Below are 17,727 nucleotides of genomic sequence, written 5' to 3'. Positions count from 1 at the left end.
GGTAGCGGCTGACGGATGGAATCAGCTATCGGTCTTTGCGGTCCCAATAGAACGCCGCGTTTTCGCAAAGCCTCGATCGGCGGCGATAAAGCGCTGCAGCATGGGCACGATCAGACGCACGGGATCAGTCGGCGGATGATTGTTTTCCCGGTCGAGGATTTCGGCATAAGCCGTAAGGTCACGATGAAGGCTGGCGGGGAGTTCCAGCGTCACCTTCACGGGCTTGTCATCAGCGATTGGGCCTGTCCGTCGTCAGATCATTTGGCTCAGATTGGATCGCAGATTAGCGGAGTGTCGGCCTCATCTTGGGGTTGATGTTAAGCGGCGATCTTGCGGTGCTGCAAGCGCCGATGTTGGATGGTTTGGCGTTTGATCCTTTCTCGCTGTTTGATAATGGCTGCGGCCCTGCCGAAGTAGGCGTCGGCTGGCGTTACGTTGGCCAGGCTCTCGTGGTAGCGTCGATGGTTGTAATGTTCGACGAAGGCTGCGATCTGGGCCTCAAGGTCGCCGGGCAGAAAGTAGTTCTCCAAGAGGATTCGGTTTTTGAGGGTCTGGTGCCAGCGCTCGATCTTGCCTTGGGTCTGGGGATGCATTGGAGCGCCCCGGACATGGCTCATGCGTTGGTCCTGGATATAGTCCGCCAGTTCGCCGGCGATGTAGCTGGGGCCATTATCGCTGAGCAGCCGAGGCTTGTGGTGCACATGGGCCTGGTCGCACCCTGAGGCAGTAAGTGCCATGTCCAGCGTGTCGGTGACGTCCTCGGCCCGCATGGTGCTGCACAGTTTCCAGGCGATGATGTAGCGGGAGTAATCGTCGAGCACGGTCGACAGGTACATCCAGCCCCAGCCGATGATCTTGAAGTAGGTGAAGTCCGTCTGCCACATCTCGTTGGGTCGCGTCGTCTTGGTGTGGAACTCGTTCGCCGCCTTGATCACCACATAGGCCGGGCTGGTGATCAGATCGTAGGCCTTGAGGAGCCGGTAAACGCTGGCTTCTGACACGAAGTAGCGCGTCTCGTCGGTGAACCGTACTGCCAGTTCGCGCGGGGAGAGCTCGGACTGCTCCAGCGCCAGTTCGATGATCTGGTCATGGATGGCAGGCGGGATGCGGTTCCACACCCGGCTCGGCGCCGAGGGCCGATCCTGCAGCGCCTCAGGCCCGCCCTCGACATAACGGTTCACCAGCGATAGAAGGTCCGGCGCGGGATGCCCAGTCGGTCCAGCGTTTTGCGGGTTGGCAGGTGTGACTGCTCGACGATCCTGATGATCTCGAGCTTTTCGGATGCGGGATATCTCATTCTTGCTCGTCCCCATCCGCGATCATGCTTTTTTTGAGCAGACGGTTTTCCAGTGTCAGATCAGCGACGCATTCCTTCAGCGCGCCGGCCTCCCGGCGCAAATCCTTGACCTCGTCGCTGGTGGCAGCACGAGCGGTATCACCCGCCAATCGGCGCTTGCCGGCCTCCATGAACTCCTTGGACCAGGTGTAATACAGGCTCTGCGCGATCCCTTCCTTGCGGCACAGCTCGGCGATGCTGTCTTCGCCGCGCAGCCCGTCCAGCACGATCCGGATCTTGTCTTCCGCTGAAAAATGCCGCCGGGTCGCCCGGCGAATGTCCTTTACCACCTGCTCGGCAGGCTTCTTGGCACTTGAGGATTTAGGGCTCATCTTGGTTCCTTCGTCGTGACGACGAGATCAAAACCCTCCTTAATTCACAACCTCAAATCTGGGACACAGGTGCTGACGGGGAACAAGCTCGGGCCGGTAAATCCGCGCTTCGGCGAGCAGCGACAGCATCTCGGCCGACGCCCATCCGTCGAAGGGCGACGGCTGCACGGGGATCAGGACGAGGTCGGCCGCAAGCAGCGCCGATCGCATCAGGCTGGCGACACGCGGCGGACCGTCGATGACGACGTGATCGGCGTCGCGGGCTAGCGCGGGCGCTTCGCGATGCAGCGTGTCGCGGGCAAGCCCGATGACAGTAAAGAGCCGTGGCAAGCCTTCGCGGGCGCGCTGCTGCGACCAGTCGAGCGCCGATCCCTGCGGGTCGGCGTCGATCAGGGTGACGCGCTTGTCCTGCTGAGCCCATTCGCCGGCCAGATGCAGCGCCAGTGTCGTCTTGCCGACACCGCCTTTCTGATTGAGGAGCGCGACGATCATGACGCGCTTCCGGTCGCTGCCAGCGACTTATCCGCAGGCGCGCAAAAAGCGGGGTCCGTTAGAAAGATTCCGAAGGAATCTTGGTTAGAGAAGTTACGGGGCCTGCAACCCTCTGATTCAGAGAGCGGAATCGGCGATTCCGGTCCCCGATAGCACGAGGATCGGGTCCCCGATGGCACGATAGGTTCGGTCCCCGATAGCACGAGATGATTCACAGCTTATCCCCAGGGCGAGTGTTGGCGTGGCGTCGACGTGGCGCGCGGATGAACGGGTCCAGGTCGGTGGGAGCGAAGGACAGGCGCTCGGCGCCGCCGGGCGGGTGCTCGATGACCAGGCGATAGCCGGGCAAGGGCTGGCGGCGGACGATGTCGCGCAGGTCGTAGGCGAAGTGCTTGAGCGGCGAGAGGCTGCCGGACTTGGCGTGGAGATGGATGAAGTCGAAGCTCCAGCCATATTCCTGGCGGCCGCCGTGCTTGCGCACGAGCCGGTACAGCCAGCGCTCAAGGCCGCCGGTGAGATCGAAATAGGCCCGGTCGATGGTGAGCACGAGCGCATCGTCGAGCACAGCGGCGTAGAACCAGTCGGGAATGATCAACTCGATACCGAGCGGTCGGCCCCGGCTGTCAGCCCGTTCTTTCCATTCATTGATCCACGAGAAACGGTGCATCCGCCGCTCGGTCGGCTGCCGGATCGACGTAGCGATCGTCGTGGACTGAAGCCGGTCGAGCGCCGCCTTCAGGCGGTCGTAGTCGCGCAGCGACACGCCGCGGCCGATGAAATTGAGGATTTCATACGGCGTCGTGCCCATCAGGCGCGACGGGCGAAGACCTGCATCGCGCGCCTCGACGATCTGCGAAGCCGCCCAGATCAGCACGTCGGCATCCCAGATGGTCGCCATGCCGTGCTCGGGAACGGCCTCGACCCGGATGACGATGGACCCAGCTTTGAAGTTGATGGGTGCAAGTCGCTTCGACTTGGCGAGCGAGAAGAACGGATAGGCCATGAGGTCCTGCGCATCACGCGGCGCGAGGTCTCCGGGCAGCGCCCGAAAGAGATCGAGCTGCTCGCGTTCGCTGATGTTGCGGCTGGACGACACGGCGGCGCCCGTCAGCGATGGCGAACGGGGCCGGCGGCGCGGCTGTCGACCTGGCGCTTGGCTGGCAGCACGATCCCTCGGCCCGGATCGGAGGTCGAGTTCTTCGCGCCGCGATCGGCCCAGGTCTGGAGATCTTCGATGGAATAGACGACGCGGCCGCCGAGCTTGCGATAACCCGGGCCGGTCCCGTAGGTGCGGTGCTTCTCGAGGGTGCGGTCTGACAGGCCGAGAAAGCGCGCGGCTTCGGGCGTGCGCAGGAAACGTGGCGGCAAGCCGGCGAGACTATCGGCCATAGGAGAACCTCCGTGCTCTGATTGACGCCCGCCGGTCTTGTTCGGCGGGTCGTGAGCACGGTGGCGCGCAAGCGGCGGCCCGCACGATGTTGAAGATCCGGAGCTAAAATCGACACCCCCGGATCGGTGCGGCTTGACGCTATGATCTGCGTGGACGGCGCAGCAGGGTTCGGTAATCGCCGTCGACGAGCTTGAGGCCGTCACGGGCCAAGCGGATGGTCGTTTCGCGGATAGCGTTCCCGGCCCAGGAGGCCGCGTCGATGTGGTGTTTCGGAAACAGCACCTCGGCGATGGTCCGGTATGTTTCTCCAGCCTCCCGGCCGTCCACGACGCGAAGCATTTGCTGGAGCCGACGCCGGCGTTGAGGTGTCAGGCGGTCGTCGGGTGCGGCCGGCGGGTTACGCAAAGCGAACCAGAAGCGGGCGAGCGCCGCAAGCCGATCCGGCGTGTCGTCATCCAGCAGGATGATGGCCGCGAGCGGAGCGGCCGGCTCCGGCTCCGAGGCGACAAAAATCGGAAACCGGCCGCCGCCGGCGAGCAGCAGCCTATATTGAGCATCGAATTCCTGTTGAAGGGAATTGCTGAGGATCTGGACTTGCTTCGGTAAAGTGGAGAGCGGGTTGCTCATTCGGCGGCGTTTCGCTCGAACTGCATCGGGCTGATGTAGTCGAGCGCGGAATGCCGCCGGATGGGATTGTAGAAGCCGTCGATATATCGGGCAATGGCGGCTTGGGCATCGGCGCGGGTAAGGAAAGAGGTGCGCCAGATCAGTTCAGTTTTCAGCGTCTTGAAGAATGTTTCGACCATGGCGTTATCAAAGCAATTGCCCTTGCCTGACATTGAGATGATGACGCCGGCGGCACGCAATTCGGCTTGGTAGTCGATAGAACAATATTGGCTGCCGCGGTCGGAGTGGTGAATGAGGCCGGGTTCCGGCTGCCGCATGACGAACGCCTTGTTGAGCGCTGCCAGAGCCAGGCTGCGGTGTAGCCGGTTGCCAGCAGCCCAGCCAACGACCTTGCGGGCAAACAGATCGATGACGACAGCAAGGTACAACCAGCCCTCCCGCGTCCAGATGTAGGAGATGTCGGCACCCCATTTCTGGTTGGGACCAGTGGCGGCAAAATCCTGGTCGATGACATTGGGGGCAACCGGAAAGGCGTGTTCGCTGTCCGTCGTGCGCTTGAACCGCCGCTTCTGTCTTGCCTGGAGGCCATTCTCCCGCATCAGACGCGCCGTTCGTCGCCGGCCAATGGCAAAGCCATTGTCTTGCAGTTCCCGCGTCATGCGCGGGCTACCATAGGTTCCGTTCGACAGCGCGAACGACGATCGCACATGCGCCAGCATTATCATGTCGTCGCGCTGCCGGCGGCACGCCGGCCGGCGCCCCCAGGCAAAGTAGCCGCTCGGGCTGACACCCAGCGTCGCGCACAAACGGTCCACAGGGAAATCCTTCTTCGCCTGGTCGATGAGCGCGAACCTCACCGACTTCCCTCCTTGACGAAAAAAGCCGTCGCCCGTTTCAAGATATCCCGCTCCTGCCGAAGGATTTCATTCTCCCGCCGCAGCCGTTTCAATTCAGCGGCGACATCAGCATCAGGCGGACGCCCAGGATCGCCCATCTCACGATCCAGCTGCCGACCCATCCATCGCGTCAGCGTCGAGAAACCAACACCAAGATCCTCCGCGATCTGCCGCTTCGTCCGACCGCTCGTTCGCACAAGGCCAACCGCCTCCGCCTTGAACGCATCCGTAAACTGTCTCTGTTTCGTCATCGAGGTCGCCTTTCATCAGAAGGAAACTCTCCACTTTTTCGGGGCAAGTCCATGTAGACTCGGTTGCGGAGCAGATGCGACAACGGGCCGTTGGTGAGCGCAATGCCGCCGATGGTCCAGCCGGTCGCCAATGTTCGTTGACGCGTGACGATTCCGCGCTGGCGCAGTTCGGCCTGGAGCGATGGCAAGGATCCGACACTGAGATAGCGCTCGAAGATGAGTCGGATGATGCCGGCTTCGGCCTCGTCGATCAGGAGCTTGCGCTCCTGCACCCGGCAGGCGAGCATGCGCAACAGCAGGCTTTTGGGGACAGGCGAGTGGCGAAGGCTGATCGCTCGCGTGGTCATCAGCCATCGGGACCGTTTGTTCTTCGACCCCCTTAGAGTCCGTTTGAGAACTAGGGATGTGCGATACGTCGGATGAGTAGGCCTGCCATAGCGATGTCGATCATGGCGTGTGAGACATCCAGTCGTGCTTCGTAGTCTCTCACGAGGCGTCGATGCCGTGTCATCCATCCAAAGGTTCTCTCGACCACCCATCGGCGCGGCAGAACCACGAAGGCCGCCTCGGTCCGCTTGATGATCTCAACCGTGAAGTCGAGGAAAGCGGCCTTGTCGAGCAGTGTCCGCCTGTCGTATGCGCTGTCGGCGAACAGGTGTTTGACCTTCGGCCAGCGCTTGTAGGTGGCCTCCAGCACGGCCTGAGCGCCTGTACTGTCCGCGATGTTGGCCGTGGTCAGGCTAACCATCAGCAAGCGGCCATCCGTATCGACCGCGATGTGGCGCTTGCGCCCGACGATCTTCTTGGCGCCGTCGAATCCGCGCGTGCCATGAGCGGCCGGGGCCTTGACGGATTGGCTGTCGATCACCGCCGCACTCGGCTCGACATCGCGGCCGGCACGAGCCCGGTCGATCATCAGGACGACATCGTGAAGGGTCCGGGAACATCAGCCGCCGAACCAGACGGCGAAACCACCAGTAAACCGTTTGCCAGGGAGGGAAGTGGACAGGCAGCATCCGCCACTCGCAGCCCGATCGCACGAGATACCGGATGGCGTTCAGAACCTCGCGAAGGTCAGTCCGGCGCGGACGTCCCGTGCCGCTGACCCCTGGCAGAAACGGCTCCACAGCCGACCATTCCTCATCGGTCAGGTCACTCGGATAGCGCTTCGTCTTCTTGGCGATTCTGGCCATCCGGCCTCGGCTTGATGCTGTCCACATCCCAAGCCTGAAACAGACCCCAAAGCCAATGTCAAAGGTTATCAAACAGCCTCTTAGGCTGTTCGGCCACAATCGCAACGTGAGCGATCTTCAAGGCTTGAACGGGGTGGCGCTGGCCATGCCGGCTCCCGGATCGATCAATACCCCTTTTCGAACCAAGCTGACCCATGGATCGCCGAAGCCTGCGCGCACGCCCATTCGGCTGAACTTGACGATCGTGCCCGCGTTCGAAAACAGGACGCCGGAGATATGCTCTGTGTCGGGTTGCTCGAAGAAATTCGTCGGCACGATCTTGCCGCCTACGACATGATCGGGGCCTGGCACGAATAGTTCAATGAGCCGGTTGTCGGTGTCGACGGTCGTCACCATCCGCAGCCCATAGAGATAGAACGGCAGGGCGGCGTGCGACCAGCGCATTGACGCCGGTGCATGAAAGTCGGCGATTGCCAGCAGGAGCGGATGGCCCGCCACATGGGCCTTCTCCCAGTAGCGCTTCTTCATTTTCGAAAAGAGTGGCGACCCGAACTTCTGTGGCATCTGGTTTTCGAGGAACGGCCGAAGCTGTTCGGGCGCGTCCGGCGGCGGGCCCGCGCCTATCGCCGAGCTGAAAGTTGTCCTGCGAATTGACCGTGGTCGCCTCGACGAAGACTGTCTTTCCGCCTTTCCTAACGCAGAAGTCGGGGGCTGCGTGCGTGTGGTCCATGTCGAAGTTCAGCGCCCGGAGGGCGGCCCGTAAATAGAGTTCCCACGCGCGCGCGCTGTAGCCGCTCGTCTGGAAATCTCGGACGAGGTTGCCGTCAAGGTCGGGAACCCAGCTGGAGACCTCTTCAAGCAAGGCGCGCGCTGCGCCCTGATTGAAGCCGTCGCGCAGCATGACATAGGCGTCGTGATGACGTCCGATGTTACCGAGGGTCGCAAACAGATCGACGCCCTCCGGCCGTGCATCGGCCGCTGAAAGTTCCGGTTGAGCAGTCAGTAAGCCGCGGCCGAAGTCTCGCTTAAGAGCAAGTTCGCCCGCCCGCGCGCTGGGCAGAAAATGGGATCTCTGGAACGGCCGATATCGGCCAGCGGTGTCTCGAGCAAAGGCGACGCACATGAATTCCTTGGTGTCGATGACGTGAAAAACGCCCGCGATCACCCGTTCGTTGTCCGCGGACCAATGTGAGGCGCTTAGTGTGTCCTCGCGCATCGGCTGCGGCATGCCCCACAGGACCAGGGCGTCAAACCTCTCGCGTGAAATGCGCTCGAACAAGCGATGTTCGTCGCCCTGCGTATTGGGATGCTCGTCGGTCATTGGGCGCAACGGACGTAGTCAAAATCGGAAACTTCCCGATCGACGGCCAAGCCGGCAACGCGGTTTGCGGCTGCCTGATCGTTGCAATCAACGGAAGTCACTTTCATAGCGCCAGCGCCCGCTTGAGATCGTCATGCTCGAAGGCGCTCGCCATGCGGGTGATTTCGGCGGCCCGGGCGCCGGCTTCCTTCGCGGTCTCTCGCCATGCGGCCGTCACCGACGCGACATCTTTGATGATGGTGCGCGCTGCGGGGAGGCTGAGGCCGAAATACTCCGCCGCCGCCTCGAGAAGGTCGATCGAACAGGTGCCTTCGTCGAGATCAATGTTCGTCGTCAGCACACGCGCTTTGAGATCGGTCGGTACGGGATTGAGGTCGTAGGCCGGGGAGAGCGACCATCCCGCTTTGCCCAGCCAGAGGAAGCCGTGGTTGCGCAGGTGATCGTCGACATTCGAGATCAGGACGTTGAAGACGACACGTCGATAGAGGGCGTGGGCGTCGGTCTTTCCTTGGGCGCCATGCTGCACAAGGGCGTCAACGATCTCCGGGTAACTGCCGCGCTCGCCGTCCTTGGCTCCCATCATCGCCATGGCCGAGAGGAAAGGAATTCGAACGGCGCCAGCGCGATCGAAGCGCCGCGATAGCAGCACCGCCTTGCCCGCAACCTCAATCAGCTCATGGTCCGGCGTGGCGATGCCGGCACGCCCGGCCAGCCGCAGGGCGATCTCCTCCCAGGTCTCCATACTGTAGTCGTCGGTCTCCTTCGGAAACTTGGCGATGGAGAGGCGCCCATGCTGATCGGTGACCGACGCCTTGGGCCGCGCGCCGCCGAGGGACGATCCCGGCGCAAAGATGAGCTGGAGATCCTCGTCCGTTTCTTCGTCCCGGAGAATCCGCTCGGTGATCTGGAGCAAGCGGCCGAGGTCGATCAGGGCGGGAACACCCGCGCGGATCGGCGCCTGGAATACCTCTTCGCCCGCCCAGCGGAATCGGAGCGCGCCAAGACGCGTCTCGTCTGCGACGCCGAGCAGATAATCGCTCTCCGCCAGAGTGCGGACGGGGCGGCCCTCGCGTTCGGCGAGACGCCGCTCGGCTCGCTGCATCAGGCGGCGGCCCCAAGTGTCGGGCGCGGAGTCACCGATGGAGCCGAAGGTGGCCTGTCCCGCAGGAGGGGCGAAGGCGCCCCGGGTCAGGGTAAGAGCCGGCTCAAGAGAGAAGCGCTCGGGGTCGTCGAGCCATCCGGCAGCGTATTCGAAGAGCACGGTTTCTGTGCCTCGGACCCGGTTACTTCTCGCCAATCCGACCGGCCGTGTGCGGCCATCCAGCTCGATATGGACCTCGAAGTCAGCCATCGTTGGACGATCCGGCTGTTCGTTTGAGGTGGACGTGCTTGGGCAGGTCGGCGCTTGCCAGCGCCTGTCCGACGCTGTCGTTGCTGATGTCGGCGACCTGGCTCAGGCCCTCGAGCAGGCCGAGCGCCTGAAGGACGGCGGCGTAGATGCCGATGCTGACGTTGGTGTCGCCGGCTTCGATCTTTTGCAGGGTCGAGCGGGACGTAAAGGCGCGCTCCGCCACCACCGCCATCGGCAGTCGCCGCCGACGCCGGGCGTCGTGGATATCCGCGCCGAGCTTGCGTAGGGCGCGGCGCACGGCGGCAGGAGGGTGGTGCGGAGTGGGCATTTGGTATCTTCGCGCTACGGATCGACGGAATATGTAGCACGAAGATTACAAAAAATACAGCCCTTGGGCGGCGGGATCGAGAGGCCCGGCTACAGAGGGAGGAGGGCCTGTTGGTGGTCGTGCGATATAGCTCTGGGCGAACCGATTGCGGCCCGTGTATTGCAGCCGCGAGGGCTACGGCGAACGTGCGATGAACCGCAGTTTCCCTCCGGTCGGAAATCTCCGGGAATGTCGTCGGAGCGCACGAGTTCGAAGCCGGCTGGATCGAGCCGCCGAACGTTGATGCAGGGGGCATGTCCCCCGACCCAATGGCATCCACCTTATAAGCGTGGTATGGATCGCTGACGGTACTTTCCGAGACGGAGTCGGTGCGCTGCCGGACGCCGCGAGGTGCAAAAATCGACCGACTGGTCCCGATAGTTGGCGAAACCTCTAAATAAATTTTCCGGCGATTTTCCCTTTAAAATCAGAAGCGTAACTTTTTGACGGCCTCCGCGTCGGAATTCTCTCGTCGCCAGAATAAATTATCAAATGATTTCAATTGGTTGGGTGCTGTTTTAATAATCGAGTGGGAATAGGGGAAGCGATGGCAATGGCGTAGCTTGCCGAGCCGCCCCGGCCCGATCGTCACCTTCCGCTGTCTGGTTGCGATAACCTCTTTCGATCTCCTAGCAAAACACAGGGTTGATCTGAACGAAGTTGGAAGGGGTGTAAAGCGCAGTCGGCATGTTGGAGAGTTGCGGCGCGCAACGACGTGCAAATAGGGTGGGTTTGCTTCGTGCCCGAAGACCATCATTCAACGGCTGCCTCAATCCCTGGGCAATGACGATGCCCGCCTATCACATCAATTACAACGCTGCCTTGGTCGCGCAGGCGTTTTCTCGCGGGCGTCCCCCAGAAGGGAAATCGCTGGGCGGAAGGGCCGGTCTATTCCGCAGACCTCCGGTCGCTGATCTGGAGCGATATTCCCAACGACCGGATGCTGCGCTGGGACGAGGAGACCGGAGCGGTTTCGCCTTTTCCGCGGCCATGTCTCCAACCCGCACGGCAATACACGCGACGGGAACGGAAGGCTGGTCACTTGCATGCGGCGGGAGCGCCGCGTCGTGCGCACGGAATGGGACGGCTCGATCACCTTTCGACGGCAAGCCGTTGAACTCACCAAACGATATGGTCGTGAAGTCCGACGGCAGCATCTGGTTCACCGGCCCCAATTATGGGATCATTTCGGATTATGTCGGGCGCAAGGGCCTCTTCCGTGCGGTGCGCACGGAACTGCGGGACATCATTTCCATCCACAACTGGAAACCGACAACTTATCGGGAATGACTGTTGGTGCCGTCATTCCTGATCGAGTGGAAAGATAGGCCGCGGTACATTCCGATACGGCATCCGCTCGTAGTGAGGCGTACAAAGCGCGCCACTATCGCAGACGATGATCTTGCCGGCAATCGGCGCGAACGCGGCACGGAAGTGCTGCATCGATTTCAATGCGACCATCCGCTTCTCCACTGGGTTGATGCCGAATGCCCGGAACTGCTGGAGGTCCAGCATCTGCTGGGCGATGGTCACGATCAGGATTTCGATGCCGTCGACGCGCAGCACCGCACTCCTCCCGAAATTGCCAGGCAGTCCGCCAATCATCGGCCCGTTGCCGACGAAGTGGCCATCGCTCAACGCGACGATCTCAGCATTGAGTTCGAGCGGACCGCCGCCGAAGCGGGCGTCGGTCTTGCCGCCGAGCGCGATCTCGACGCGTTCGCCAACGGCGCACCCATGCAAGGCCGCCGCAGCCTCGCCATCGACCATCGGACCGAAGCAGGCGTCCGTCACACCTGCATCGAGCATCGCCTTCAACAGATTGGTCGAGTCGCCATAGCCACCACCGCCAGGATTGTCGGCATAATCGGCGATGACAAGCGGGCCATCGTCCGATTTGTAGGCCACGGCAACAGCCGCCGCCGTTTCGACGCTGACATACTCGTTCAGCACCTCGTGGCGTCTCTCCCAGATGTCGTCGGCGATTGTTTCGGCAAAGGCCTGGTGCGCATCGAAATCGCCTTGGCCGGTGACCAGCACGGTCGGGCCGACCTCGGCAATATCGGCGCTGGCGAAGCCGCCATTGATGCTGACTGCAAAAACGTCGCCTTCTGCTTCGTAGGCCCGCGCCGATGCGAGCCGCTCGAGCATCGGACCGATGTCGGTGCGCCCGCCATTGACCTCCTCGAGCATGGGGCGCCTGGCGCTGATCGTGCGCGGCTTGATCTCGCCGGCCATCGTGCGCTGCAGGATTTCGCCGGCCTGCCGGCCGATCTCACGCATGTCGACATGCGGATAGGTCTTGAAGGCGACGATGATATCGGCGATCTCGCACATCTGCCGGCTGACGTTGGCGTGCGGGTCAAGCGTAATGGCAATCGGCACGGCCTGACTGATCACGGCACGCAGGCGCCGAAGCAGTTCGCCTTCGCCGTCTTCGCAAAAGTCGGGAACCATCGCGCCATGCAGTCCCAGCAAAATCCCGTCGAAATTTCCAACTTTCGCGGCAGCGATCAACGGTTCGCATAGCCAGTCGAACGCAGCGAGCGTGACCCTGCCGCTCGGGCCAGCGGCGGAACTCAGCACATGCTCGACCTGCCAGTCGCGGGCACGCGCCACATCAAGGAAACCGGCAAGCTCTGTGTTGGCGTCGCTCCGCTGGGCAATGGCTTCCGCTCCGATCAGGAAATAGCGGTCGCGGAACGCCTGCTCATCGGTCGGATGGCGGCTGAACGTGTTGGTCTCGTGGTAGATTTCCGCAGTCAGGACTTTGAAGGTCATAAGTTACTCCAGGCATGCATGAATTCGGGGCGCGGCAACCGCAAAGGGGCGGCAATTCGGCGCGTGGGTCAGTCCGGATGGTGGCAGGCTACGGCGTGACCTCCTCCGGAAGCGGCCAGAAGTGGCGTTTCCACCCGGCAACGTTCGCTCGCCCTTGGGCAGCGCGCCGAGAAGGCGCAGCCCGGTCCAAGATCAAACGGGCTCGGCACCTCTCCGGCCAGGGGCTGGATGCGGCGACGCAGCTTCGGATCGGGCTGGAACGTGCTGTCGAGCAGCGTTCTGGTATAGGGATGGCGCGCAGGCGCGTCGGTATCGGGTAACGCCTCGACGACGCGGCCGAGATACATCACCAGCACTTCGTCGCAAAAATATTTTACCAGCGCGAGGTCATGAGAAATGAACAGATAGGTCAGGCCCATTTCCTCCTGCAGCCGTTCGAGCAGGCCAACGATCTGGGCCTGGATCGAGACGTCCAGCGAGGCCGTCGGCTCGTCCAGCACCAGAAGCGCCGGCTTGAGCGCAAGCGCGCGCGCGATGCCGACGCGCTGCTTCTGGCCGCCTGAAAGCTGATGTGGGTAGCTCGATGCTGTCTGAGGGTTGAGCCCGACCATGCTCAGCAATCCGATGGTCATGTCGGATCTCGCGGCTGACGAAAGGTGTACCCCCTGGATCTGGAACGGCTCCATCACTGCATCGGCAACGGTGTAGCGGGGATCGATAGCCGAATAGGGGTCCTGGAACACCATCTGCATGCGTGCGCGCAGACGGCGCATCTCGCGAGGGCGCTGCGTCAGCAAATCCAGCCCATCAAAATGGACCGCACCGCTCGACGGTTCGATCAGGCGCAAGATGAGACGCGCCAGCGTGGACTTTCCACAGCCTGATTCACCGACAACGCCGACAACGCGGCCCTTCGTCATCTGGAACGACACGTCATTGACCGCGTACATCGAGCGGGCCGCGCCGAACAGGCCGCGCTTGCTGGTGTATCGTTTGGACAGGCTGCGGACTTCCAGGAACGCGCTCATCCGACCGCTCCGGCAAAATGGCATGCGGCGGCGCCATCACCGCTGGCTATGAAAGGTGGTGACACGGCGGCGCAGATTGCCTCGGCGCGCGGGCAGCGCGGGTGAAAGCGGCAACCTTCCGGATAGTGCGCGACGCTTGGGACGGTGCCCTCGATGCCCTTCAGGCGGTGTGCGCCTGCCAATCCGCGCGGGATGCAGCCGATCAGTGCCTTTGTATAGGGATGGCGCGGATCATCGAAAATCGCCGCGACGGTTCCATATTCGACCGCGGTCCCGGCATACATCACCACGACCTTGTCGCAGGCTTGGGCAACGACGCTCATATCGTGGGTGATCAGCACCATGCTGAGGCCCCGGTCCCGGATCAGGTCGCCCAGCAGCCGGATGATCTGCGCCTGCACGGTGACGTCGAGCGCCGTGGTCGGTTCGTCGGCGATCAGGAGATCAGGGTCGGCCGCAAGCGCCATGGCGATGACGATGCGCTGCTTCATGCCGCCGGACAATTGGTGGGGATAGAGGTGATAGATGGAGGCCGGTTCTGGAATGCGCAGTTCGCCGAGAAGCTCGACGATGCGGTTGCGCGCGGCCGATTTGCTGATGCCAAGATGCAGCCGTGCCACGACATCGATCTGCGGGCCGACCTTTTTCAGAGGGTCGAGCGACGTCATCGGATTCTGCGTGATCAGGCCGATGCGGCCACCGCGCAGTTTCCGGTAGGCTGGTTCAGGCAAAGCGGTCAAGTCACCGCCGTCAAAGACCACAGAGCCGCCGGTGATACGCCCGCCGATCAGTGGCAGCAGCCCCATGATGGCCATGGCGGTCAGCGACTTTCCCGATCCGGATTCGCCAACCAGTCCCAGGGTCTGACCTTTCTCGAGCGAAAACGACACGCTGGACAATGGCGTGAGCGTGCCGATCGCAACGCGAAGATCCTCCACTTTCAGGATCGTGCTCATGTTCCGCGCAGCCGTTCGCGGATGTCGAGTGCCCGGATCAACGCATCGCCGAACAGGTTGATGGCAATCACGGTTACGGCAACGACGAGGCCAGGAAAGATGATGACCCAGGGCGCCAGGAAAAGCTGCGCGGTGCCGCTGCTCATCATCGCACCCCAGCTTGGCGTGGGCGGCTGCGCGCCAAGGCCGAAGAAGCCGAGCGTCGCCTCCAGGATGATACCGTCGCCGATTGCGAGCATGCCGACCACGATGACTGGTGCAACGGCATTTGGCAGCAGGTGACGCAACAGGATGTGACTGGGCTTGGCACCCAGGTTGACGGTTGCCTCAATGAACGTCTCGCGCTTCAGCTGGACGATTTGTGCCCGGGTCAGCCGGGTGAATTGTGCCAGGTAGGCAACGGCGATGGCAAACATCGTGCTGGACAGGCCGGGGCCGATGATCGCCACCAGCATGAGCGCGATCAGGATGTCGGGAAACGACCATGTCAGATCGACGACCGTCATCACGGCGCGTTCGAACAGGCCGCCGAAATAGCCGGCGGCGGCGCCGAGCGCCATCCCAACGATCATTGAGAAACCAATGGCCGTTGCGCTGACCGACAGCGAGGTGCGCGCGCCGTACATGACGCGCGAGAGGACATCGCGGCCAAACTCGTCTGTGCCCATCAGATGCGGCCAACCCGGTGCGGCATTGCTGTTGGCCAGGTCCTGGATGGTGACATCGAAGGGCGTGATCCACGGCGCGGTTAGCGCGACCGCCAGTATGACCAGGATGTAGCCGCCCGAAAACAGGCCGAGCGGCGTTGCGAAGGCGCGACCGACGCCGGACTGGGCCAATGCGTTCATGTGGTGGCTTCCCGGACGCGCGGGTCCATCGCCGCCTGGGCGACGTCGCCGACCAGCGTTCCTAGCATCACGGCAAGCGCCAGCATGAGCAGGCATCCCTGCACGACCGGATAATCACGCTGACCGAGCGCACGGATGAGCAGGCTGCCGAGCCCCGGTCGGCCAAAGACGAATTCGACGGTGACCGCGCCGCCGAGGATCCAGCCAATGCGCAGGGCCAGAATCGTGACGACCGGCAGAAAGGCGTGCGGCAGCAGATGGCGAAACAGGATGGTCGAGCGGGACAGTCCCTTGGCGTGCAACAGCGTGACAAAATCCTGGCGCCCTATTTCGATCAGCGCCACGCGGGTAACGCGGGCCACCAGCGCGATGCCGCCGAACCCGATCGTAAGGACCGGCAGGACAAGTGCCGTCCAGGTCTTGGCGCCGGAGACAGGAAACCAGCCGAGCGTCACCGAAAACAACAGGATCATCAGCAGCGCCAGCCAGAAGCTGGGTACCGTCGAACCGAGCAGGATGAAAGCCTTGACCACCTGTTCCACCACAGGGTTCTTGGCAACCGCGGAGACGGTGCCGGCGATCAGGCCGATGATAGAAGAGAAGGCGAAGGCCAGGGCGCCAAGCGTCAGGCTGTAGGGCAGGTTCTGCCAGATCAGGGCCGAAACCGGTCGGCGCAGCACGATCGCGTCGCCGAAATCCCCGCTCAGGATGCTCCTGATCCACAGCAAATATTGCTCGACCAGTGTCCGGTCGAGGCCGTATTTCACGGTCATTGCGAGCCGGTCTTGCGGAGACGAGCCGACGCGCATGAGGTTGTCGATCGGATCACCGGGCAACAGATGGACGACCAGGAAAATCACCACCGAAATCGACAGGGACACCGGAATGAGCATCAGCAGACGTTGCAGCGTGTATTTGATGATCATCTCGGCTCCTCCGGTGCCCAGGAACAGCGCTGATTACTGCAGGACCTGCATATCCATGATTGTCTGCGACCGGAAACGCGGGCCGCGAACCTTTTCCGGCACGCTCACCGTCTTGGGGTTGAAGGCGATGTTGGTTGCCGGCTGGTAGATCGGAACGAACAGGAACTGAGATAGAAGATACTCGTGATAGGTCCTGAAATTCGCGGTGCGCTCGGTTGAAGTCTTCGAGTTGGTCATCGCCGTCTTGTCCAGTTCGTCGGATTTGGCGTCTTTCCACATCGAGATGTTCGGGTAGCCAAGCCGCGCCCCGCTGAAGAACCAGTCGAGAATGTCGGCGTTGTTCCAGTCGTAGCCGCGCACGGCGAGCTGATGGTTGTTCTTCTTGTACTCGTCGCGGATCGTGCTGGAATCGAGCACGGTGATATCGGCATCCATGCCTATATCCTTGAGCTGTGCCTGAACGACCTGAGTAAGCCGCTTGAACTCCGTATCGTTTTGCGTGAAGAGCTTTACCTTCAGGGGGTGGCCGTCCTTGGCGCGCACACCGTCGGCTGCCTTTTTCCATCCAGCCTCGTCGAGCAGCGCATTGGCCTTGGCCAGGTCGAAACTGACGTCGAGGCCGGGCTTCACCTGAGATTCTGGAAGCGAGCTGATCAGGAAGTTGTGAGCCTCCTGTCCAACGCCGGCATAGACGCTGTCGAGGATGGCCTTCTGGTTGATCGCCAGAGCCGTGGCCTGGCGGACCTTGATGTCAGTGAACGGCGCCACGGACGTATTGATCGGCATGTAGTTGATGCCGGTTCCCGGCATCGTGATGATGGTGGCTGCCTTTTCGCCCTTGATGATCGACAGGAAATCTGTGGGTACGCCAAGCAGCACGTCGACGCCACCGGTCTTCAATTCGAGGAATGCAGTCGACTGATCAGGAATCTCGCGAAAGGTGATCTTGGCGATCTTCGCCGCGCCCTGGTTGACCGACAGGTCAGAATCCCAAGCATAGTCGTCATTGCGGACCAACTCTGTCTCAAGCCCTATCGAAAAGCTTTCCAGCTTGAATGGTCCCGTGCCGACGGCGGTGGTGACCCCGTAGTCCTTGCCCAGCGCCTTGTAGGATTTGGGGCTGGGTACGCCCATGAACGAACTGGCGAGGTTGTACAGCATGTTCGGCTCCGGCCTCTTCATGACGAATTTGACGGTCAGTGGATCGACGACCACGACCTTGTCGATTGCCTCCACCATGAACGCATTCTCGGTGCCGATGAACGTCGGTACCCATGCCGCGATAGTCTCTGCGTTGAAGGGCTCTCCATCATGGAATTTGACGCCGGGATGCAGCTTGAACACCCAGGTCATGCCGTCCGGGCTTTCCTGCCATGACGTGGCCAGATGCAGATGGAACGACTGGTCAGCGTCTTGCTCGATCAGCCGGTCGTAGATGAGCGACGTCGCCGAGTTGAGGTTGCTGGAGGTGATCGGATTGTACGAGGTTGCGCCCAGTTCGCCGGCGGGAAGCGCGAAAGTCGCCTCCTGCGCCATTGCCTTCGATGGCAGGCTTGTCATGAAGAGGCCGGCGGATAGAAGCGCCGAGCCTGAGAGAAGAAACGCCTTGGTCGCGATACGCATGTCATTGTT

16 protein-coding genes and 4 pseudogenes are annotated in these 17,727 nt (G+C 62.0%); 1 reads left to right on the top strand and 19 read right to left on the bottom strand.

What is annotated here, in order from left to right; genetic code table 11:
• Positions 1–21 precede the first annotated feature (21 nt).
• From LGH82_RS13045 to LGH82_RS12985, 13 genes and pseudogenes are all read right to left on the bottom strand, one after another.
• Positions 22–237: a DUF2274 domain-containing protein gene (locus LGH82_RS13045; protein WP_227349572.1), complete on the bottom strand. Its 216-nt coding sequence runs from the start codon at positions 235–237 to the stop codon at positions 22–24.
• Positions 238–317: 80 nt separating this feature from the next.
• Positions 318–1,668: pseudogene (locus LGH82_RS13040) on the bottom strand (IS3 family transposase).
• A gap of 75 nt (positions 1,669–1,743) precedes the next feature.
• Positions 1,744–2,160 (bottom strand): annotated as a pseudogene (gene parA / locus LGH82_RS13035) (ParA family partition ATPase); the annotation flags it as partial.
• A 211-nt stretch (positions 2,161–2,371) separates the two neighbouring features.
• Positions 2,372–3,256, bottom strand: a complete 885-nt coding sequence (locus LGH82_RS13030; RefSeq protein WP_227348851.1) for a replication initiator protein A — start codon at positions 3,254–3,256, stop codon at positions 2,372–2,374.
• 11 nt (positions 3,257–3,267) lie between these two features.
• Positions 3,268–3,549, bottom strand: coding sequence for a helix-turn-helix transcriptional regulator (locus LGH82_RS13025; RefSeq protein WP_227348850.1), 282 nt, complete (start codon positions 3,547–3,549; stop codon positions 3,268–3,270).
• Positions 3,550–3,688: 139 nt separating this feature from the next.
• Positions 3,689–4,177 (bottom strand): DUF2285 domain-containing protein, encoded by a 489-nt coding sequence (locus LGH82_RS13020; RefSeq protein WP_227348849.1) that lies wholly within the window; start codon positions 4,175–4,177, stop codon positions 3,689–3,691.
• Positions 4,174–5,324 (bottom strand): IS3 family transposase gene (locus LGH82_RS13015; protein WP_413771365.1). Its coding sequence is split into 2 segments (ribosomal slippage): positions 4,174–5,060 and positions 5,060–5,324, totalling 1,152 coding nucleotides; the frame shifts between segments, so codons are not numbered across the junction. The genes LGH82_RS13020 and LGH82_RS13015 overlap by 4 nt, the downstream gene beginning before the upstream one ends.
• Complete coding sequence (locus LGH82_RS13010; protein WP_227349571.1) at positions 5,321–5,611, bottom strand: recombinase family protein; 291 nt, start codon at positions 5,609–5,611, stop codon at positions 5,321–5,323. Before LGH82_RS13010 ends, LGH82_RS13015 begins: the two co-directional genes overlap by 4 nt.
• Before the next feature lie 110 nt (positions 5,612–5,721).
• Positions 5,722–6,544, bottom strand: a pseudogene (locus LGH82_RS13005) (IS5 family transposase).
• A gap of 90 nt (positions 6,545–6,634) precedes the next feature.
• Entirely contained in the window at positions 6,635–6,832 is a 198-nt protein-coding gene (locus LGH82_RS13000; RefSeq protein WP_227348848.1) for a hypothetical protein, read from the bottom strand.
• Between the two features lie 43 nt (positions 6,833–6,875).
• Entirely contained in the window at positions 6,876–7,838 is a 963-nt protein-coding gene (locus tag LGH82_RS12995) for a hypothetical protein (protein ID WP_227348847.1), read from the bottom strand.
• A gap of 103 nt (positions 7,839–7,941) precedes the next feature.
• Positions 7,942–9,189 (bottom strand): type II toxin-antitoxin system HipA family toxin, encoded by a 1,248-nt coding sequence (locus LGH82_RS12990; RefSeq protein WP_227348846.1) that lies wholly within the window; start codon positions 9,187–9,189, stop codon positions 7,942–7,944.
• Positions 9,182–9,517: a helix-turn-helix domain-containing protein gene (locus LGH82_RS12985; protein ID WP_227348845.1), complete on the bottom strand. Its 336-nt coding sequence runs from the start codon at positions 9,515–9,517 to the stop codon at positions 9,182–9,184. Before LGH82_RS12985 ends, LGH82_RS12990 begins: the two co-directional genes overlap by 8 nt.
• 901 nt (positions 9,518–10,418) lie before the next feature.
• Between LGH82_RS12985 and LGH82_RS12980 the strand changes: the two are divergent.
• A pseudogene (locus tag LGH82_RS12980) lies at positions 10,419–10,765 on the top strand (SMP-30/gluconolactonase/LRE family protein); the annotation flags it as partial.
• Positions 10,766–10,858: 93 nt separating this feature from the next.
• On the opposite strand, the gene LGH82_RS12975 reads toward LGH82_RS12980, so the two are convergent.
• From LGH82_RS12975 to LGH82_RS12950, 6 genes are all read right to left on the bottom strand, one after another.
• Positions 10,859–12,337: a M81 family metallopeptidase gene (locus LGH82_RS12975; RefSeq protein ID WP_227348844.1), complete on the bottom strand. Its 1,479-nt coding sequence runs from the start codon at positions 12,335–12,337 to the stop codon at positions 10,859–10,861.
• A gap of 68 nt (positions 12,338–12,405) precedes the next feature.
• Positions 12,406–13,365: an ABC transporter ATP-binding protein gene (locus LGH82_RS12970; protein ID WP_227348843.1), complete on the bottom strand. Its 960-nt coding sequence runs from the start codon at positions 13,363–13,365 to the stop codon at positions 12,406–12,408.
• A complete protein-coding gene (locus LGH82_RS12965; protein WP_227348842.1) occupies positions 13,362–14,321 on the bottom strand; it encodes an ABC transporter ATP-binding protein in 960 nt (319 codons plus the stop codon). The genes LGH82_RS12970 and LGH82_RS12965 overlap by 4 nt, the downstream gene beginning before the upstream one ends.
• The gene (locus tag LGH82_RS12960; protein WP_227348841.1) at positions 14,318–15,169 is read right to left on the bottom strand and encodes an ABC transporter permease; all 852 of its coding nucleotides are present in this window, start codon (positions 15,167–15,169) and stop codon (positions 14,318–14,320) included. The genes LGH82_RS12965 and LGH82_RS12960 overlap by 4 nt, the downstream gene beginning before the upstream one ends.
• Positions 15,166–16,095, bottom strand: a complete 930-nt coding sequence (locus tag LGH82_RS12955) for an ABC transporter permease (RefSeq protein ID WP_227348840.1) — start codon at positions 16,093–16,095, stop codon at positions 15,166–15,168. Before LGH82_RS12955 ends, LGH82_RS12960 begins: the two co-directional genes overlap by 4 nt.
• Positions 16,096–16,128: 33 nt before the next feature.
• Positions 16,129–17,718 (bottom strand): ABC transporter substrate-binding protein, encoded by a 1,590-nt coding sequence (locus tag LGH82_RS12950; RefSeq protein ID WP_227348839.1) that lies wholly within the window; start codon positions 17,716–17,718, stop codon positions 16,129–16,131.
• Positions 17,719–17,727 lie beyond the last annotated feature (9 nt).

Origin of the sequence: Mesorhizobium sp. PAMC28654, assembly GCF_020616515.1 — a bacterium.
In the GTDB taxonomy this organism is placed as follows: domain Bacteria; phylum Pseudomonadota; class Alphaproteobacteria; order Rhizobiales; family Rhizobiaceae; genus Mesorhizobium.
Note: the sequence above shows the minus strand (reverse complement) of the source record. Positions and strands in the feature narration are given on the sequence as shown.